General features: G+C 40.4%; 19 protein-coding genes. 13 read left to right on the top strand and 6 right to left on the bottom strand.

Translation table 11 applies throughout. The features are described from left to right. Nucleotides 1-26 precede the first annotated feature (26 nt). Nucleotides 27-821 (top strand): HipA family kinase, encoded by a 795-nt coding sequence (locus ESV85_RS08540; protein ID WP_146916665.1) that lies wholly within the window; start codon nt 27-29, stop codon nt 819-821. Beyond that, on the top strand, nt 799-1,182 hold the full coding sequence (locus ESV85_RS08545) for a DUF3037 domain-containing protein (protein ID WP_146916600.1): 384 nt from the start codon (nt 799-801) through the stop codon (nt 1,180-1,182). Before ESV85_RS08540 ends, ESV85_RS08545 begins: the two co-directional genes overlap by 23 nt. A 98-nt stretch (nt 1,183-1,280) precedes the next feature. Here ESV85_RS08545 and serS read toward each other — a convergent pair whose 3' ends face one another. Further along, a complete protein-coding gene (gene serS, locus ESV85_RS08550) occupies nt 1,281-2,555 on the bottom strand; it encodes a serine--tRNA ligase (RefSeq protein ID WP_146916602.1) in 1,275 nt (424 codons plus the stop codon). A gap of 39 nt (nt 2,556-2,594) precedes the next feature. Further along, entirely contained in the window at nt 2,595-3,362 is a 768-nt protein-coding gene (locus tag ESV85_RS08555; protein ID WP_146916604.1) for a hypothetical protein, read from the bottom strand. Nucleotides 3,363-3,436: 74 nt separating this feature from the next. Between ESV85_RS08555 and ESV85_RS08560 the strand changes: the two genes are divergently transcribed. The 10 genes from ESV85_RS08560 to trxA all read left to right on the top strand — a co-directional run bounded on the left by ESV85_RS08560 (nt 3,437) and on the right by trxA (nt 13,375). Beyond that, nucleotides 3,437-4,414 (top strand): isopenicillin N synthase family dioxygenase, encoded by a 978-nt coding sequence (locus ESV85_RS08560; protein ID WP_146916606.1) that lies wholly within the window; start codon nt 3,437-3,439, stop codon nt 4,412-4,414. 3 nt (nt 4,415-4,417) lie between these two features. Further along, nucleotides 4,418-5,617, top strand: coding sequence for a chromate efflux transporter (gene chrA / locus ESV85_RS08565; protein WP_146916608.1), 1,200 nt, complete (start codon nt 4,418-4,420; stop codon nt 5,615-5,617). Nucleotides 5,618-5,710: 93 nt separating this feature from the next. Next, nucleotides 5,711-6,376: a CBS domain-containing protein gene (locus tag ESV85_RS08570; protein ID WP_146916610.1), complete on the top strand. Its 666-nt coding sequence runs from the start codon at nt 5,711-5,713 to the stop codon at nt 6,374-6,376. A gap of 3 nt (nt 6,377-6,379) precedes the next feature. Further along, nucleotides 6,380-7,255 carry an NAD kinase gene (locus tag ESV85_RS08575; protein ID WP_146916611.1) on the top strand — a complete coding sequence of 292 codons (876 nt, stop codon included), beginning with the start codon at nt 6,380-6,382 and terminating at the stop codon, nt 7,253-7,255. Between the two features lie 108 nt (nt 7,256-7,363). Beyond that, the gene (locus ESV85_RS08580) at nt 7,364-8,113 is read left to right on the top strand and encodes a DUF6089 family protein (protein ID WP_146916613.1); all 750 of its coding nucleotides are present in this window, start codon (nt 7,364-7,366) and stop codon (nt 8,111-8,113) included. An 84-nt stretch (nt 8,114-8,197) separates the two neighbouring features. Beyond that, the gene (locus ESV85_RS08585) at nt 8,198-8,935 is read left to right on the top strand and encodes an isoprenyl transferase (RefSeq protein ID WP_146916615.1); all 738 of its coding nucleotides are present in this window, start codon (nt 8,198-8,200) and stop codon (nt 8,933-8,935) included. Nucleotides 8,936-8,942: 7 nt separating this feature from the next. After that, entirely contained in the window at nt 8,943-11,639 is a 2,697-nt protein-coding gene (locus ESV85_RS08590; protein WP_146916617.1) for an outer membrane protein assembly factor, read from the top strand. A 92-nt stretch (nt 11,640-11,731) separates the two neighbouring features. After that, on the top strand, nt 11,732-12,262 hold the full coding sequence (locus ESV85_RS08595) for an OmpH family outer membrane protein (RefSeq protein WP_146916619.1): 531 nt from the start codon (nt 11,732-11,734) through the stop codon (nt 12,260-12,262). A 13-nt stretch (nt 12,263-12,275) separates the two neighbouring features. Next, a complete protein-coding gene (locus ESV85_RS08600) occupies nt 12,276-12,824 on the top strand; it encodes an OmpH family outer membrane protein (protein WP_146916620.1) in 549 nt (182 codons plus the stop codon). Between the two features lie 245 nt (nt 12,825-13,069). Next, on the top strand, nt 13,070-13,375 hold the full coding sequence (trxA, locus tag ESV85_RS08605) for a thioredoxin (protein WP_092894876.1): 306 nt from the start codon (nt 13,070-13,072) through the stop codon (nt 13,373-13,375). 82 nt (nt 13,376-13,457) lie between these two features. On the opposite strand, the gene ESV85_RS08610 is transcribed toward trxA, so the two are convergent. Continuing rightward, entirely contained in the window at nt 13,458-14,351 is an 894-nt protein-coding gene (locus ESV85_RS08610) for a lysylphosphatidylglycerol synthase transmembrane domain-containing protein (protein ID WP_146916622.1), read from the bottom strand. 43 nt (nt 14,352-14,394) lie between these two features. Next, nucleotides 14,395-15,360: a glycosyltransferase family 2 protein gene (locus ESV85_RS08615; protein ID WP_146916624.1), complete on the bottom strand. Its 966-nt coding sequence runs from the start codon at nt 15,358-15,360 to the stop codon at nt 14,395-14,397. 119 nt (nt 15,361-15,479) lie between these two features. On the opposite strand from ESV85_RS08615, the gene ESV85_RS08620 reads away from it, so the two are divergent. Then, on the top strand, nt 15,480-17,141 hold the full coding sequence (locus ESV85_RS08620; RefSeq protein WP_146916626.1) for an ArnT family glycosyltransferase: 1,662 nt from the start codon (nt 15,480-15,482) through the stop codon (nt 17,139-17,141). Nucleotides 17,142-17,143: 2 nt separating this feature from the next. Here the strand turns inward: ESV85_RS08620 and ESV85_RS08625 are convergent, their stop codons facing one another. Both ESV85_RS08625 and hpf read right to left on the bottom strand, forming a co-directional pair. Beyond that, nucleotides 17,144-18,586 (bottom strand): ArnT family glycosyltransferase, encoded by a 1,443-nt coding sequence (locus tag ESV85_RS08625; RefSeq protein ID WP_223275946.1) that lies wholly within the window; start codon nt 18,584-18,586, stop codon nt 17,144-17,146. Between the two features lie 136 nt (nt 18,587-18,722). Beyond that, a complete protein-coding gene (hpf, locus tag ESV85_RS08630) occupies nt 18,723-19,028 on the bottom strand; it encodes a ribosome hibernation-promoting factor, HPF/YfiA family (RefSeq protein ID WP_092894945.1) in 306 nt (101 codons plus the stop codon). Nucleotides 19,029-19,061 lie beyond the last annotated feature (33 nt).

Genomic DNA, 19,061 nt, shown 5'->3' on the forward strand with positions numbered 1-19,061 from the left:
CCATACCTACAAGTTTTGAAAATCTAATGGACGAAAATGTAACTCTTCGCACGGTAAACGTGACACGTTATATCTTGCCTTTACGGGAGGGCGGCTCCTTGCCCGCACTGGCAGATGCGGATGATGGATTCAAATACGTTTTGAAATTCCGTGGAGCTGGTCAGCGCGAAAAAGCACTTATTGCTGAACTGCTTGGGGGAGAAATTGCAAGAGCTTTGAGATTGAAAGTTCCTGAACTCGTCTTTGCCAATTTGGATCCAGCTTTTGGCAGATCGGAAGGAGACGAAGAGATCCAAGACCTTCTGAAAGGAAGTCAGGGATTAAACCTAGCCTTGCACTTCCTGTCAAGTGCCATCAATTATGATCCTGTAGCCATGAGCACAGATCCACAGTTAGCTTCGCAAATTGTTTGGTTGGATATGTTCATCACAAATGTGGATCGAACCTATAGAAATACAAACATGCTGATCTGGAATAGAGAGCTTTGGCTGATCGATCACGGAGCATCATTTTTGTTTCAACACGCCTGGGTTAATTGGAGAAAAAATGCCGAAGGACCATTTCCAATTATCAAAAATCATGTACTTCTTCCTCTGGCTTCAGAGCTAGAAGCAGTGAATGAAGCTTTCAAAAAGATTTTGACACCTGAAAAAATCAAAGCAATCGTAAATACTATTCCTGAGGTCTGGCTACTTGCCGGTGGTGATTCCGAAGATGCTGAGGAGAGCAGACAAGTTTACCTAGACTTCCTCACTCTTCGCCTTTCCTATTCTGATCAATTCATAAAAGAAGCTCAAGATGCAAGAACAGCACTTATATGAATATGCCATCATCCGCGTAGTACCACGGGTGGAAAGAGAAGAGTTTATCAATGTCGGGGTGGTTATCTGTCATTGGAAAAGAAATTTTCTGCGTAGCAAGATTCAGCTAGACTCAAAGAAATTGTTGATGTTAGATCCTTTGGCTGACGTAGAAATGATACAATTGAATTTGGCCTCTTTTGAAAAAATATGCACCGGTGCCACCAATGGAGGCAATATCGCTACTATGGATTTAGCCTCAAGATTCAGATGGCTTACGGCAGTCAGAAGCTCCGTAATCCAAACATCTCGACCGCATTCTGGCTTTGCCAATGATTTGGAGAAAACGCTGGAAAGGCTTTTTGAAGAAAATGTAGGGTAAGGTGGACTTAAGAGTATAGACATTAGATAAAAAAAGCGTGAAGAATTAATCTTCACGCTTTTTAGCTTTCACCGACTCTGGTCTAAGTCTGCCTATAATTAAGATATCTTATCAAATCCTAAATACGGATGAAGCACCTTCGGCATGTTGATTCCATCTGGTGTCTGATTATTCTCTAGGATAGAAGCCACAATTCTAGGCAAAGCCAAAGCAGAACCGTTCAGAGAATGTGCTAACTGAGTTTTCTTATCTGCTCCTCTGAATCGCAATTTCAATCGGTTCGATTGGTATGTTTCAAAGTTAGAAACAGAACTTACTTCCAGCCATCTCTCTTGAGCGGCAGAATACACTTCCATATCATACGTCAAAGCAGAAGTGAACCCCATATCACCTCCACAAAGTCTCAGGACGCGATAAGGTAATTCAAGCTTTTGCAGAAGACCCTGCACATAAGAGCTCATGCTTTCCAAAGTCTCATAGGATTTATCAGGATGAGTGATCTGCACGATCTCCACTTTGTCAAACTGATGAAGTCTGTTTAGCCCCCTTACGTGCGCTCCCCAGCTGCCTGCTTCTCTACGAAAGCAAGGAGAATGACCCACATTTTTTATGGGTAGATCACTTTCAGAAAGAATCACATCACGATAAATATTCGTGATTGGGACTTCACCCGTAGGAATCAAATACAATTTATCCGCATCAGCATAATACATCTGCCCTTCCTTATCCGGAAGTTGGCCAGTACCAAAGCCAGAGTCTTCATTCACCAAAATCGGTGGCTGAATCTCATAATAGCCTTGAGCTAATGCCTCGTCCAAGAAAAAGTTAATCAGTGCTCGCTGAAGTCTTGCTCCTTTGCCTTTATAAACAGGGAATCCTGCCCCAGTGATCTTCACACCAAGGTCAAAATCAATAATGTCGTATTTCTTGATCAAGTCCCAGTGCGGAAGTTTACCTTCATACAAGTCAGGAATTGCTCCGTTCTCCAATACCACCTCGTTGTCCTCGGCTGATTTGCCAGCAGGAACGGAAAAATGAGGAACATTGGGAATAGTATAAAGTAAGGCCAGCAATTCTTCTTCAGCCTTAGCATTTTGGTCTTCAAGATCCTTGGTCTGAATCTTAAGTTCTGTTGTTTTCTCTCTGATTTTGGTTGCCTCTTCAGCTCTTCCCTCACGCATCAATGATCCAATCTGCTTCGAAATCGCATTGGATTCACTTTGTATTTGATCACGCTCAGCCTGAGTAGATTTTCTCAACTCATCCAGCTCAACTGCCTGATTCAGTACAGCTTCTGCATTTGGAAAATTTCTCTTTTGAAGTCCGGCAAGTACGCCGTCGAAGTTTTCTCGAATTTGATTAACTAAAAGCATCTTAAAATCTTTGAAATTGAAGCTTCAAAGATAAGCATGTTAGCGAACAATGATGGCTTTACTCACACTTGAAAATGGCCCATCGAGCTCTTTTCCATTAGATCGTTGCAATCTCACTTTCACTTGATAGGCACCAGCTGGCAAATGTTCTATCCGAACAGGAGCCATATGATCAATTTCATAGGTTAGATCGTTTACCTCGATGACTACTTTAAGTCCATCGAGTTTCATATCACCCCCAACTACCAAAAAGTCAATAATCACTTCACTCCCAGCCTCGTAGAACTGATCTGAGCGAGGAAAATTCAAAGCAAGGTAAGGTTCGGCTGAATAAGGAAATGGTCTAGACTCTCCTACCTGAAAGTCTCTATCCACATAATTACCAAAATTTTTCAAAGCCAATCCTTCTTCATCTACCAAGTATGCAACTACACGATAACTCCCTAAAGCAAGGTCTCTTTGGAAGATTGGCGAATAAAAACCTACAGGATCTCCCCCATTTAAGATATTGAAAAGCTTAAATTCTTTGGTCGCACTCAAATCAAACGGGAAGTTTTTGACATTAAATTCAAAAGGCACTTTCCCAGGTTTGAAAATCTGATTTCCTAATGGGGTATATAATTCAAGGATGGCATCTGGGTACGCAGCTTGATCCTCATATTGAAAGAATTTCACCTGCGGGGCTGCTGGCTCTTGCGCATCAATATTAGGAGGCATTTCTACTACTTCCTCATTCACTCGCTGTTTTTCGGCAGAACAAGCTGAGAAAAGGCAAATCAAAAGGAGTAAAGTCAGGATTTTATTCATACAGCATGTAAATTGAGTTTAAAGATATTTAATTTTAAAGAAAAATTAGACGTATAACTATAATACAGCCCCATATGGAAATCCTATTTGACGAGATACCAAGTTTAGACTTAGCTGATTTCACCTCTGGCTCTCCGGCCCAAAAGGCAGCATTTGTACAGAAACTAGGAGAAGCTTACCAAAACATAGGTTTCGTAGCAATTAAGAGTCATGGCTTGTCACAAGATCTCCAAGATAGACTTTATGGCTCCATCAAAGATTTTTTCAAACTTCCGGATACAATCAAAACCAACTACGAGAAACCTGAAATCGGATTTCAACGTGGCTACACAGGTAAGGGAAAAGAGCATGCCAAAGGAAGAAATACCGGTGATTTAAAGGAATTTTATCATGTAGGGCAGGAACTCAGCCGAATCCCAGACTCAGACCCTATCAAATCCGAATACCCGCCAAACATCTGGCCTTCCGAGCTTCCAGAATTTCAAAACGATGCAAATGAAGCTTATCGTACCTTAGAAAGTGCTGGCAAAGCCATGCTTCAAGCGATCGCGCTTTCATTGGATTTGGACGAAAATTACTTCGAAGACAAAGTCGCACATGGAAATTCTATCTTAAGACAAATCCATTACTTCCCAATTGAAAACCCAGATGAAGTTCCTGCTGATGCAGTAAGGGCTGCGGAGCATGGCGACATCAATTTGATCACCTTATTAATGGGAGCAAGTGCAGATGGACTTCAGGTCTTGAGAAGAGATGGAAAATGGATCCCAATCACTGCCCTACCTGACCAATTGGTCGTAAACGTGGGTGATATGCTGGAGAGATTGACAAATAAGAAATTGAAATCCACCATTCACCGTGTAGTCAACCCACCTCGAGAAAAGATGAATACCAGCAGGTACTCAATCCCATTCTTTATGCATCCGCGCTCCGAAATGGGTCTTACCTGCCTTGAAAGCTGTATGGATACAGATCACCCAAAACAATTCGAAGATGTCACTGCAGGGGAATTCCTGGAAGAACGCCTTCGAGAACTAGGACTCAGAAAATAAGGCATGTCGGTAAAGCAGGTCCGATATTATCTATTTCTGAAAGACACAATTACGCTTTCACTTACTGCATTTGGTGGTCCGCAAGCATTTCTTGCCATGCTATTAGAGCGGATGGTGACAAGGCGTGCCTATATTCAGGAAGATGAGCTATGGGAGCTGAATGCACTTTGCAACATGCTCCCCGGCCCATCTTCCACTCAGCTAGTATGTGCCATCGCTTACCGAGTGGGTGGCCCAAACTTAGCCTACCTTGCCCTCATTGTCTGGATTTTGCCCGCTACTTTACTCATGATTTTTGCGGCAATGCTCATTTTCTTTCTTCAGGAAAATACTCCTGGGGCATTGGATTTTGCGAGGTTTATCCAGCCTATGGCAATTGGTTTTATCATTTTTGCTGCGCAAAAGATAATTGGAAAGACAATTAAGACTACCGAAGCCATGGTGCTGGTGCTGATTTCGGCATTTGTATCATTCTTCTATAGTTCACCCTATATCTTCCCTGTCTTATTGACTATAGGAGGCTTGAGTACCTCTATCAAATATAAGCAGCAACCTAAACTGGAGAAAGATGCACCCCTTATAATCGAATGGTCTAACTTTTACCTTTGGGGTGGAGTGTTAATATTGGCTGCAGTACTGGGTGCGGTCACCAAATATCAACCTATCATTCTTTTCGAGAACTTCTATCGAAATGGAAGTCTGATCTTCGGTGGCGGCCAAGTACTTGTCCCGTACCTATATACCGAGTTTGTAGACTTCAAACATTTCCTGACTTCGGAAGAATTCCTGACAGGATATGCGATTTCTCAAGGCATACCCGGTCCTACATTCAGCATATCATCTTATGTAGGAGCACTTTCCATGAAGGAATTTGGAACGGCAGGTTTTTTTATTGGTGGATTTATAGCAGCAGCAGGAATATTCTTACCTGGAATCTTCCTCATATTCTTTGTGATTAGGTTTTGGGATCAACTGAAAAAATACCGCCCCGTTAGAGCAGCTTTAGAGGGAATAAACGCCGTATCATGCGGGATGTTAATTGCAGCAGCCTATTTGCTTTTTGAGCCACTTGAAGCAAATGGATTGAATATTCTATTTATTCTAGCCACCTATATTTTGCTTCAGTTTACAAAAATTTCATCCCCTGTTATCATTGCGGGCGGGGTGGTTTTAGGGATTATTTACAATAGCTTCTTCCTCTAAACAGGAATTAATTCCCTACTTATTTCCCCCAAAAGGAACAAGAATAGACTGAGTCACGTTTTGAAATCTAAATTCATTCCCTATCTTTCTCTTATGCACGCATACGAATACATCAATAATCTGATCCCACCTCTGAAGCTTTCCGATAAAACCGGAATGGCCTTAGCATGGATGGAAGAAATCAGAACTGACGTACTTCCAGTTATTGACAAAGGAGTTTTTTTAGGATTGATAAAAGAGGAAAGGATTTTTGAAGTGAATGATCCCGAGGCCTTAATTGCCGATATAGAACCTTCAAATCCGGATTGTTGGGTTTTTTCAGATAAACACATTTACGATGTACTGAGAGTCAGCTCAGAGCAAAATTCAAATATTGTAGCAGTTCTAGACAGGGAATCAAATTATTTGGGAATCGTAACTATGGAGGATTCCATTGCTGCTTTTGCCGATAGTCTCTCTATAAAATCACAGGGAAGTGTAGTGATTCTCTCTCTTAGTATGACTGATTATAGTTTATCTGAGATCTCAAGAATCATCGAATCAGAAAATGCCAAAGTTCTAAGTTCATTTATCACAACTGATCCCTTGGATGATACTAAGATCAAACTCACTTTGAAGCTTGATCAAACCGAACTGAGACACATTAAAGCAACGCTCGAGCGATTCGGATATAAAATCATAGATCACTATCAAGAAGAATCTGGCGTGACTAGCGAAGAGGACAGAATCGGTAATTTGTTAAGATTTTTAGATATTTAAGCCATGAAAGTCGCTCTTCATGGCTTGGCTCTGAAAGCAGAATTGTTTTCAGACGTACAGTCACTTTTCAACGAACTTACTAACCATCAATTCGAAATATTCGTCACGGAGCAGTTTGACAAGCAACTTCGAAAGCATGGCAAAAAATCCCTGTCCTACTGGGTACTGGAAAGCCGTGAGGATATGGCCTCCATGGACTTTGTGATATCTATAGGCGGAGATGGCACCTTACTGGATGCTGTGTGCCAGGTAGGTGATCTGGAAATCCCAATTCTAGGGCTCAATACCGGAAGGCTTGGCTTTCTGGCTACTGTGGCAACAGAAAAGATTTCTGATTCTATAGCAGACTTGGCTAATCACAATTATCAAATAGAATCAAGAACCTTGATCTCACTTCAAAGTCATAGGAAGCTATTTAATGGTTTGAATTTCGGACTTAACGAATTCACCATACATAAACGTGACACCTCATCAATGATCACTGTTCATACCTATATCGATGGAAAATACCTCAACAGCTATTGGGCGGATGGATTAATTGTCTCTACGCCTACCGGATCTACCGGCTATTCGTTAAGTTGCGGAGGGCCTTTGATCTCACCAGAAGCCAAAAACCTGGTCATCACACCAGTAAGTCCTCACAACCTAAACGTGCGCCCAATAATCGTATCAGATGAAAGTGAAATCAGTTTTGAAATAGAAGGAAGGTCAGAAAAATTCCTGATTTCATTAGATTCGCGTTCTACTTCTATTTCTTCAGAGATGAAGTTGAGTGTCAAAAAGGAAAAGTTTTCCGCTAAATTGGTAAAGCTACCGCACTATCATTTCTTCGATACATTAAGGCAAAAGCTTAATTGGGGGTTTGACATGAGGAATTAATAGACATAAATAGCAGTAAAAAAACCAAACTTGAGCTTAACAATTATTAACCCGTTAAATACAAAGATGCGTTTTTTAAACGTTAGGTACTTCATAACTTGCATCGTCTTGAAAAAGGTCAATTTTCACATTTACAATCACTTACTAATTCTGTTTTTAGTTTTTCTCGGTATTACTGGAGAGATACAAGCTCAGAAGTACGAAATAGGAGGTGGTTTAGGTGTCGCCGCTTATTCAGGTGATATCATCAGAAAAATTGACCCGGGTCAAATTGGACCTCAAGGCACGTTGTTTGGCAAGAGAAATTTTGATAATGTGTGGACGCTGCGAGTGGCAGGAAGTATAGCTATGCTAAATGGAGCTGACAGTATTAAACCAATAGACCAATTGGCAGAGGCTAGAGATGCAAGATTTAGAGCAGGAATTATCGAGGCATCAGCTGTGATGGAATTCAATTTCCTAGACTATTTGGCTGGTAATTCCGAATTCAGATTTTCACCCTACGCATTCTTTGGGATAGGATATACTTATGCTTTTGCAAAAGGAAATACCTTCGCATATAATGTATCTTCAAGATATAGTTTGGGTACGGTTGTCATTCCATTTGGAGGAGGAGTTAAGTATCAACTCAACGAACGTTGGACCTTAGCCACAGAATTAGGCTTTAGACCTACCTTCACTGATTACCTAGATAAGATTGATAGTAAAGAACCTGTTATCCCTAAATTCCAGGATCCAATCAATCCAGGAGAACCCTATGGAATCAATTTTGGGAATGTCTATGACAAGGATTGGTACTACTTTTTGGGAGTCACAATCAGCTATACATTTGCGACTACAAAATGCTATGCCTATTAATTAATTGACCCTTAGGGCTGATTATTGGAAAAGAAATACCATTTTTGTACCTCCAAAAAAAGTAAGCATTCGGAAACGACTGGAATGAAGAGCGCATTAGACCCTAACAGAATCCCCCGACATATTGCAATTATCATGGACGGCAATGGACGCTGGGCCAAGAAGAAAGGTGCCATGAGAATATTTGGGCACCGACATGCAATTAAGGCTGTTAAAGACTCTATAGAAGGGGCTGATAATTTAGGTGTTAAATACCTAACTCTATTTTCATTCTCCACAGAAAACTGGTCAAGACCTCAGGAAGAAGTCAACGGACTCATGGAACTTCTGGTAAAAACTATTACCGATGAAGTCCCTATGATGATGAAAAACAACATCCAATTAGAGAGTATTGGTGATGTGGATAGTCTTCCTAAATCTGCCTACGAAAAACTAATGGAGGCAAAAAACACCACCTCCAAAAACACTGGTCTCACTGTAATCTTAGCACTCAGCTATAGTGGTAAGTGGGAACTCACTCAAGCAGCTAAACGCATTGCTCAAAAAATCTCAGAAGGAAAATTGAAAGTGGATGAAATCACAGAAGATGTGATGGCAAATCATCTGGAAACTGCTGGCATACCTGATCCTGAACTCATGATCAGAACCAGTGGCGAACACAGACTAAGCAATTTTCTGCTATGGCAATTGGCCTACACGGAAATGTATTTTACTCCCGTGCTATGGCCAGATTTTAGAAGAGAACACCTAGATGCTGCAATCTCCGATTACCAAAAGCGTGAACGGAGATTTGGAAAAACAGGTGAGCAAGTTAAATCTTAAGTAATTGATGAAAAGAAGTTTACTGATTCTGTTTTGTCTGGTTTGGGCAAGTTCAGCAATGGCGCAAATACGTTTGGGCCAAAGTCGCTATGCCTCAAGCAAGCCAATCGATATTTTGGAGCTGAATTATGCTAAGCCCCAAACCTTTAGAATCGCAGAAATAAAAGCTGTAGGTCTAACTACTTTGGATGAAATCGCCATTCTATCCCTCTCGGGATTGAAAGTGGATGATAAAATTGAAGTACCCGGAGACGCAATTTCCAATGCTTTGAAAAAGCTTTGGGGACAAGGTATCATCGGAGATGTCAAAATTTTGGTCACCAAAATTGAAGGAGAAGATATTTCCCTACTTCTTGACTTAACAGAAAGACCTAGGTTCTCCCGCGTAGAATTTACCGGCATGAACAAAACCCAGGAAAGTGAACTTCGTGACAAAGTAAATATCCGAGGACGTGTAGTAAGGGACGATGTACTGAATAACGCCAAAAGAAGTATTGAGAAATATTACCTTGATAAAGGCTTTATGAATGCTGACGTAAAAATCAGACAGGAAAGAGACACAACCTTACCAAACTCGGTGAAATTGATCTTTGATGTAGAGCAAAACTCTAAAGTCAGAATCAATGCCATCGAATTCTATGGCAATCAAGAAGTCACTGACTCTAAACTGAAAAAGAAGCTAAAGAAGACTAAGGAACATGCAAGGGTTAGCGTTTTCAAAGACGGCTATTCCCGTATAAGCGATGCGTCTGCTTCAGACATTAAGAACACCATCCTGCACACGGACTCTGTATCCAACGAAGATGTAAAAGACTACATCAATAAGAACTTTAAACTGAACTTCTTCAACGGTTCCAAGTACATTCCAAAAGAATACAGGAATGACAAAGACAACGTGATTAATTTCTATCAAAGTAAAGGGTTTAGAGATGCCAAGATCGTTGCCGATTCAGTATATAACTTTGGACAGGATAAAATCAACATTGATATAGCTCTGGAAGAAGGTCAAAAGTATTACTATAGAAATATCACTTTTAATGGAAACTTTATCCATCCTGACGAAGTCCTACTTGCTAAGCTTGGTATCCAAAGAGGTGATGTTTACGATAAAGAGCGTCTAGATAAGAGGCTAAACTATGACCCTACAAAAGGTGATGACGTTAGTTCCTTATACCAAAATGATGGGTACCTCTTCTTCTCTATAGATCCTGTAGAAGTAAATGTTGCAGGAGATTCCATTGACTTGGAAATGAGAATTTTTGAAGGCCCTCAGGTAACTGTGAATAGTGTCAATATCAAAGGGAATGAAAGAACCTCTGATCACGTAGTAATGCGTGAAATACGTATCCTTCCAGGTCAGAAATTCAACAGAGAGCTCCTAGTCCGTACGATTCGTGAACTATCTACTCTTGGGTATTTTGACCCTGAGAAAATCAATCCGGATCTGCGCCCAAACTTCGAAGCAGCAACAGTAGATATTACTTTTGAGCTAGAAGAAAGACCAAATGACCAAATTGAGCTTTCAGGAGGCTGGGGAGGATTCTATGGTTTCGTAGGAACAGTCGGCCTTTCATTCAACAACTTCTCTATCCGAAACATCAAAGACTTCTCCAAGTGGGATCCACTCCCTGTAGGTGATGGACAGAAGCTTTCACTAAGAGTACAAGCTAACGGTCGTTCATTCCAGAACTACTCAGTATCCTTGACCGAACCATGGTTTGGAGGCAAGAAGCCAAATGCTTTGAGTTTCTCATTCAATCACTCTGTACAGCGTCAGGTTGACTTCTACAACCAAGCTAGTTTTGGTGCAGAGCTAGGCTATTTCAAAATTACAGGAGTAACTCTAGGGCTTGCTAAGCGTGTGACTTGGCCTGACGATAACTTTAGCATCAGTAACTCCCTGCAGTTTCAAGTTTATGAGTTTGATCAGTTCGGCACCTCATTCGGCTTAAGTTATCCTACAGGAACGTCCAACAGTATTACATTGAATACTACGATTGCTAGATACAACCTAGACAATCCAACCTATCCAAGATTCGGATCAAACATTATTTTGTCAGGAGCCTTTACTCCTCCATATTCCTCTTTGAACAAGAATATAGATGATGAGTCAACAGACCAAGAAAAATACAAGTGGTTGGAATACCACAAATGGATGTTTGATGCATCAATTTATACCCCATTATTTGGCTCAACCAAATTGGTAGCAAGTGCACGAGCTCACATGGGTTTCTTAGGTTCTTATAGCTCTAAGCTCGGAGTTATTCCATTGGAGAGATTTGTAATGGGTGGAGACGGTATGTCTATGAACAACTTTGCATTAGGCCAAGAAATCATCGGTCTACGTGGATATGAAAATCAATCTATCACGCCAGGTAGAGCCAGCCGAGGAACAGCCAATCCAGAGCCATACGGAGGAATAGTATATAATAAGTATGTAATGGAAGTGAGATACCTAGTCTCTCCAAATCCTTCAGCAACGATCTTTGTACTAGCATTTGCAGAGGCAGGAAATAACTGGGGTTCCTATAAAGATTTCAATCCATACGATTTGAATAAATCAGCGGGAGCAGGAGCGAGAATCTTTATGCCAGCATTTGGACTATTGGGTATTGATTGGGGATATGGATTTGACGCCATACCAGGTACAACCCAGCGAAGTGGCTCACAATTTCACTTCACTATAGGTCAGCAAATAAGATAAGTATGGATTTAGTGCGGCGAATAGTTAATTTATGCAAAAATTGATACTCTAAGAATGTTAAGAAATAGAGTCATTGTTAACTTCCCAAACTCATGAATAAATCACTGAAAATTGTATTTTTGCTGCTCATAGTGCTACAAGCAGCACCATTGGCAGCCCAAAAGATGGGATACATTGATTCAGAATATATTCTAAATAAGCATCCAGACTACAAAATTATTCAGCAAGAGCTCGAGAACATTAGCTCCGAATGGAAGAAAGAGGCACAAAATTTGGATAAAGAGATCAAAGATCTTTCTGTTCAGTTAAAAGCAGAGGAAGTCCTCCTCACAGAGGAAATGTACCAGCAACGGCTGGAAGGCATTAAATTGAAACAAAAAGAATCTCATGAATTCAATAGTCGGATTTTCGGAATAAACGGGCAGTACTTCCAAAAACAAGCGGAATTAATGCAGCCTTTACAATCCAAAATGTATGACGCTATTGAACGGGTATCCCGGAAAAATAATCTGGCTATACTATTTGATAAAGCAGCCGAACCATCGGCTATTATCTATACAGACCCCAGACATGATTACTCCGAGTTCGTCTTGGAAGAATTAGGAATCGAAGAAAACAAATAAATAGAAACACAGAATGATGAAAGTAAAAGTTATCCTTTCCGCAGTAGCCTTGCTTTGCGTAGGATTCGTGGCTCAGGCACAAGATGTAAAAATTGGTTACACCAATGTGGAATTTATCATGGATTTGATGCCAGAAATGGAGCAAATCGGAGCTGATATCAAAGATTACGAAACTCAGCTTCAAACTAACATTCAAACCAAAGCTGAAGATTTTCAGCGTCAAGTACAGACTTATCAGCAAGCATCTCAGACAATGACTGAGCAAGCTAGAGCTGCTAAAGAGCAGGAATTAACGGCTCTGCAAGGTACTTTACAAAAATATGAGCAAGATGCTCAGACAAGCTACCAAAGAAAACTGGGAGAGCTTTTAGCACCAGTTCAAACTAAAGTGGTCAATGCGATCAACTCAGTAGCTGCTGAAAACAATTACACTCATATTTTCGCTGAATCTGCTGGTCAAGCTCCTATCTTACTTTACACTAAAGAAGAAGATAAATTTACTGAGCTTGTATTGGCTAAGTTGGGTCTTAAAATGCCAGTTGCTCCAACAGCAACTAATTAATTAACCACTAGTTATCGAGAAGCCGCTAGTTCGATCTAATTCGAATTAGCGGCTTTTTTTGTTATTACTTATTCTAACCTGAAGGTCACAGTTCCGACAACAGCCCTACTTCTATACTAAACTGGGATTACAACTAATCGCAATGCAATAGTATAAGATAATGCAACTCGACCTACTGTCTTTCCCCACTCGTTAATCGGAGAATTCCTCATCATTGCTTAAATTAATATCAGCTTACTTCAACTATGCCAAAGCGTAATCCAAAAGATGTAATCAGCAAAAGCCAAGATGCTGTCTTGGTAGATTTTTATGCGGACTGGTGCGGGCCATGTCAGACAATGAATCCAATTATCGATGAAGTGCTAAATGAGCTTGGAGGAAAAGTAAAGCTCCTCAAAATCAACATCGACAAAAGCCCTCAAATGGCTCAGCAGTTTGCTGTACGTTCAATCCCCAATTACATCCTTTTTAAAAAAGGAAAAATCCTCTGGAGAAAAGGAGGTTTGATTACCAAGCGAGATTTACATCACGCATTAAAAGGCTTTGTTTGAAAAGACAAGGTAATTAACTCTATAAATCGAGTTCCAACTTTTCCTATTGAGTCGCCAAAGCAATCCTTATTATTTATTGAAATCAGTGCCTCAATGCACTTTCATCAAAATCAACCTTCACCCCGGCACCTACAAGTGAAACCAATGCTGTGATCAAAAAGAATATAAGACTGAAAGCTACCGCGGTGGCTTCATCGATTCCTGCGTAGGTATGAGCATAGACGAAAACAAGTTCTCTAGCCCCTACTCCACCTATAGTCAATGGCAAAACAGCCACTATCGACGATAGAAGGAAAACCAATTGATACGCAAGTATACTCTCAGTTACTCCAAGAGCTCTTAATATGAAAAAAGCACTTACTAACTGTGCTAACTGACCCAACAGCGACCAGGCATTTGCCTTCCAAAATGAAGGAAGAAACTTTTTAAACAGTAGCTTTTGTATCAACCAAAAGGCTGGGAGAACCAATACCGCTGCTATTCCGATTAATAACTCCAAAGGAATATCCGAAGCAAAAGGCAAAGTCAAATCTACAGGAAGAACCATCAGAAGCAGCAGCAAAATAATTGCCACCAAGCCTCCTAATCGATCAAGTAAGGCAGCTTGAACAAGCTCCTTAACTGAGGTTTGATAATGTTTATTAAGCAAATAGACTTTGTATCCGTCACCGCCAATCCCTCCCGGCAGAAAGAGATTATAAAACATTCCGATTAGATAAAGCCTTAAATTTAGCTTTTCGGAAATCGCCAATCCTATATTTTTGAAATATAAATTAAGTCGGAAGGCAGTGAATACTTTACTGAGCACAAATAGTAGAAGTGCAGGTATTAGCCAAAACCAATGAATCGTCTGGACAATCTGCCACAGTTGATTAGTATCAATTTTTCGAAAAACCAGAAAGAGCGCCAAACCGGTTAACACCAGTTTTAAAGCAGTCGATACTTTCTTCTTAAGAGAACTCCCTGTTTTCGCCAAAATTCAATTGATGTTTGGTAACGCACTAAACCTTGTCTATTTCTTACTGAATTCCAGCAGCTGGCTCCAATACTCCTTGATAGACAGATTTAATGGTATAAGTCTTCTTATCCTGAGATTCGAAATAGGTACGTACAATTATTTCGGCGATTATACCTGTGGTGATAAACTGAATTCCACCAAGCACCAAGATAAAGCCCAAGATCATAATTGGCCTACCCCAAATATCCTCGCCCATTACTTTGAGGATGAGCAAGTAAATGTTGATCAAAAAACCTATCATAAACGAGATGATACCTATACCTCCAAACAAGTGAATTGGGCGCTGAAAGTACTTTTGAAAAAACAACATCAGAATCAAATCCGACATTACTTTGAATGTACGGCTCAATCCATACTTGGACTCCCCGTGAATTCGTGGATGATGCTTCACATCCATTTCGGTCATTTTGGCTCCTTGCTGTTTTGCCAAAACAGGAATAAAACGATGTAATTCTCCATACAAACCCATGCCCTGAGCGATCTCAGCTTTATAAACTCTTAGGGTACAACCGTAATCTTTGAGATATACTTTGGTCGTGTTTCTGATCACCCAGTTGGCAATTTTACTTGGTATTTTTCGAAGCACAAATCCATCTTTTCGATTTGCTCTGCGACCAGCGACCACATCCCATTCCTCTTCCATAGCCTTTTTCAGCATCACTGGAATATCAGTTGGGTCATTCTGCAGATCGCCGTCCATGGTAGCAATGTATTCACCAATAGCCATGTCAATGCCTGCAGCTAATGCAGTAGTCTGTCCGAAATTTCTATTAAAAATAATCAGCTTGGTTCGGCTGTTAGCATACTTTTTCACCTCTGCTACAGTCCTATCAGTAGAGCCATCTTCAATTAAAATCACTTCGTAATCAATCTCTTCTAAAGCAGAATAAGTAGCTTCCAGAAGAGGCTGGATATTATCCTCTTCGTTATAAACAGTGATTACTATAGAAATAAGTGGCTTGGACATGCTATAAAATTTTGTCAAAAATACAGTAAAATAGTTCCTAGGACAAAAAAGCTACGAATGGCTTTGGCAAGCGAACGAAAATTTGGTGTGACAAAGTTCAATCGGCTTATCTTTGCGGCATGTCCTTAGCCGCCTCCGAAAATCCTCAAATCAACCCATGGGTAATCATGATTGCATTTGCCATTCTGGTTGGTCCCTTTGCATTGGGCTTTCATATGCATTACCCCGATGAGATGTATTACACTGATGCGGCAGTCAAAATGCTACAAACCGGTGACTATTTGACTACTTACCTAGGGAGTGGCGAACTAAGATTCAAAAAACCCATAGGAACCTACTGGACAGTACTTGCTGGGTTTAAGCTTTTTGGAGTTACTCCATTTGCTTCCAGATTTTTCTTTTTGCTCGCGGGAGCATTGACAATAGGATTCACGTATTGGACTGCAAGAGTTTTATTTGAGGACAAGAGAATCTCTGGACTTTCGGCTTTGATCATAGCTTCCAACCCAGTTTTAATATTCAGTGCGACACGATCCATTCCAGATGTGTTATTGGTTTTGACGATGACTGCAAGTGCTGTGGGGTTTGCTGGTTTGATCAGATTTGGAGATGCTACTCCGAAAAAGTACCTGTGGATTCTTTATATCAGCTTGGCATTTGCATTTGAAGTGAAAGGCCTTCCAGCAGCAGCTTTAGGCGGCATTGGTTTGATTTACTTACTTTTCAATCCTTGGAAAAAAATCTCCTTCAAAACGATTTTTCATTTCCCTTCCATTTTAGTCAGCGTCTTTATTGGCTTATTTTGGTTTGCAGCCATGTGGAAAATCCACGGACCAACTTATCTAGATAGTTTTCTAGAGGACCAAGTCGGTACCCGTGTGGCTTCACGCTATCTTCTTATCGTCCAAAATGGCTTTCTGGCACTTGGAATCCTTATTTTGATCTTTCTTCCTTGGGTTCTTTTTGGCTTTACAAAAGCTAAAAAATCAATCATAAATGCAAGAAAAGAAGATCCCGTATTTTTCTGGTTTGCGATACTCTGGGGCATAGCAATTCTCGGTATGGGCGCTATGACCAGCAAATTCTATGAGCGCTATTTACTCCCTGTAGCTCCGGTTTTGGCTATTTTACTAGCTTGGGTTCTGGTGAAAGCAGACTATGAAAGTAGAAGAACTGGTTTAAAAATCGCCAGTTGGTTCTTTCTTATACTGAACTCAATTGTATTCCTTTTTAGCCTTTGGCTAAATTTTAACTTAGGTGCATCTTTCCTTATTTGGATTCAATTCGGGTTAGCTCTCCCTATTCTATTTTACTTAGGAAGACTTACAGTTAAAAGTATAAAGCTTACAAAAGCAATAGCTTATGGTTTTATGCTACTATTCTTTTTGATCTCAACAGGTACTTACCAGATTTCATTACCAGATCAAGGTCAGCAAGTGAAAGAGTTTGCAGCAAAGGAGAATATTGATCCAACTGGTGCAATTGGTTTCATCGGGAATCTGCATACGAGCAGTAAGATTAGAATCGGTCTTGGCACTGACTTCCAGATGATCGACTTACCTCGTTATGAGTTTAGAGAAGAGCTGCATAAGTACGATCGACTAATCATTGAGGATAAATACTTGGATTCCATCGATGCTTCTGGATACGCCAAGCAAGTGATATCTGTAAACTGGGCATCAAGAGCAATTCCGGATCTTCTTTTTGCCGCAGGATCACCTGAGTTTGATAAACTGTTGGAAGAAAAAGGACAAAAATACTATCTACTGGAGGCTAAATAATATCAATAGGTATCGGAAATATAGGGATCATATCTCTCCATATTCTCCCAAACCTGAATCGTAGCATCTCTGAGTTTTTCTCCTTGAAAAAAGACTTGAAAATGCTCCTCATACCTCAACTTCTGAAAAGTTGCAAATTCTCCAGGCTCTTCATAGTTCCAGCTGACAAAAATTCCTTGCTGCTCTTTTCCGACAAATTGCTCTAATCCTGGCCAAAGATCAAATTGGTTCTTTCTAGAACCCATATTCACCATATAGGTTTGAGGATTGCCAGGAAGATAAAAAGCAAGCTCTGAAGCCATGTGATACGTCTCTGAGAACACATAAGCATCTTTCACCCCGAGACTATCCTGAAGGAAAGCGACACGATCTGCGAGTGGCTGATAACCAGACATCCTTCTGAAAGCTGACTTTTCAGCCTTTTTGATCGGAGCAATACTTTTGAGGAACGTAAAATCAGGCAACAAAAATAGTAAAGGAACAAAGATGCTTAGTCCAACTCCCCAATTCCTCAACTTAATCCAGACTCCTTTTTGTTCACAAACCCACGCTGCTAATACAATTGCTAAACTGCTATATGCGAAGACCGGCCAATTCACTTCAATTGAAGTCAACAAGCTCAAAAATGCAAATCCAGCCCAAGACATAACTGCTGGAAGTAGTAAATAGATAAATTTAGAGTCTCTGTACTTCTTAATCTTTACTAAAAAACCTCCAAAAAGAGGCAATAAAAAAACAGATACCATCGCTAGTTGCCCACCTAAATATTCAAAGAATTGCTTAGCAACTTTGCCTACATCAAAAGGTGTTGAGTCCCCTTCCCCTGCTCCACTCAAAGCTGCCAGGTGTTTGAAGGTATCAAAACCATTTTGCCAGTTCCAGATCAGCATGGGTAGAAAACCAATTGCACTAACCAAAATGTAGCTCAGGAAGTACTTCTTCTGAATTGCCCACTCCTTTGTATAAAGTAAAAAGAATAACAAAAATGGGAATACCAGTATCATCACCATTTTTGCCATCAGCCCAAAAGCTGTAGTCAAGCCCGCCAAAATCCACCATGACATCTTTTGCTCTCTGATACCTCGATAAGCCAAGTAAACACTTAAAATCCAGAAAAAAGTAAGCGAAGTATCTGTCATGTGAAACGTACTGGCCAACCACCACAGTGGCATTGACTGCAATAATAAAGAAGCCCAAAATCCAACTTTCTTCGAGAACAGATAAGTCCCAAAAATAAATGTCACCCATGAAATACCTACTCCAAATACAATCGCATTGATTCTGACCCCAATCTCAGAATTACCTAGAATAGCTGTGCTAATGTAATTCAGTACGGCGACAAGTGGCGGCTTAGAATAATAATGCCAAGCCATATTTTGAGACCAGAGCCAGTACTGAGCCTCTTCAGTGAAAAGACTTATTTCGGGGCGAAATGTGAATAGCATCTTAGAGACAACTAGCCCGAGGGTAATGAGCCAAAAATATAAAGTATAGTTGGGTGACTTTTGCATTGCTGAGTATAAAACAAAAAGGCATCTCCCGATTCCCGAGAGATGCCTCAAATTTAGGTATGCTGAGCTGTTACTGCTTAGCCAAGACTACTTTTTCTTTATATTTTTTAATTTGGCGTCTTAGACCTTCGATAGCATCATCAGAAGCTGCTTCGAAAGAATCAGCCTGATTCTTTGCAAAAAACTGCTTCCCTGGCACATTCAGTTTGATTTCTACGATTTTGTTGGCATTGTTGTCATTTTTGTCAAGTCTTAAAAAAACCTCCCCGTCTATTATTTGATCAAAGTAAGTATCCAGCTTATCGGCTTTTTTTTGAATAAAATCGATCAATTTTTGATCGGCGTCGAAGTGGATGGAGTGCATCTGCAGTTTCATATTCAATTGCATTTAGTGGTGAACAAATAATTT

The sequence above is a fragment of the Algoriphagus aquimarinus genome, from assembly GCF_007997215.1.
GTDB classification, from domain to species: domain Bacteria; phylum Bacteroidota; class Bacteroidia; order Cytophagales; family Cyclobacteriaceae; genus Algoriphagus; species Algoriphagus aquimarinus_A.

Bases quoted from the DNA above. Each gene is read 5' to 3' on its own strand.
- ESV85_RS08540 (WP_146916665.1), top strand. From the start codon at position 27: ATGGACGAAAATGTAACTCTTCGCACGGTAAACGTGACACGTTATATC.
- ESV85_RS08545 (WP_146916600.1), top strand. From the start codon at position 799: ATGCAAGAACAGCACTTATATGAATATGCCATCATCCGCGTAGTACCA.
- serS (WP_146916602.1), bottom strand. From the start codon at position 2,555: ATGCTTTTAGTTAATCAAATTCGAGAAAACTTCGACGGCGTACTTGCC.
- ESV85_RS08555 (WP_146916604.1), bottom strand. From the start codon at position 3,362: ATGAATAAAATCCTGACTTTACTCCTTTTGATTTGCCTTTTCTCAGCT.
- ESV85_RS08560 (WP_146916606.1), top strand. From the start codon at position 3,437: ATGGAAATCCTATTTGACGAGATACCAAGTTTAGACTTAGCTGATTTC.
- chrA (WP_146916608.1), top strand. From the start codon at position 4,418: ATGTCGGTAAAGCAGGTCCGATATTATCTATTTCTGAAAGACACAATT.
- ESV85_RS08570 (WP_146916610.1), top strand. From the start codon at position 5,711: ATGCACGCATACGAATACATCAATAATCTGATCCCACCTCTGAAGCTT.
- ESV85_RS08575 (WP_146916611.1), top strand. From the start codon at position 6,380: ATGAAAGTCGCTCTTCATGGCTTGGCTCTGAAAGCAGAATTGTTTTCA.
- ESV85_RS08585 (WP_146916615.1), top strand. From the start codon at position 8,198: ATGAAGAGCGCATTAGACCCTAACAGAATCCCCCGACATATTGCAATT.
- ESV85_RS08590 (WP_146916617.1), top strand. From the start codon at position 8,943: ATGAAAAGAAGTTTACTGATTCTGTTTTGTCTGGTTTGGGCAAGTTCA.
- ESV85_RS08595 (WP_146916619.1), top strand. From the start codon at position 11,732: ATGAATAAATCACTGAAAATTGTATTTTTGCTGCTCATAGTGCTACAA.
- ESV85_RS08600 (WP_146916620.1), top strand. From the start codon at position 12,276: ATGATGAAAGTAAAAGTTATCCTTTCCGCAGTAGCCTTGCTTTGCGTA.
- trxA (WP_092894876.1), top strand. From the start codon at position 13,070: ATGCCAAAGCGTAATCCAAAAGATGTAATCAGCAAAAGCCAAGATGCT.
- ESV85_RS08615 (WP_146916624.1), bottom strand. From the start codon at position 15,360: ATGTCCAAGCCACTTATTTCTATAGTAATCACTGTTTATAACGAAGAG.
- ESV85_RS08620 (WP_146916626.1), top strand. From the start codon at position 15,480: ATGTCCTTAGCCGCCTCCGAAAATCCTCAAATCAACCCATGGGTAATC.
- ESV85_RS08625 (WP_223275946.1), bottom strand. From the start codon at position 18,586: ATGCTATTCACATTTCGCCCCGAAATAAGTCTTTTCACTGAAGAGGCT.
- hpf (WP_092894945.1), bottom strand. From the start codon at position 19,028: ATGAAACTGCAGATGCACTCCATCCACTTCGACGCCGATCAAAAATTG.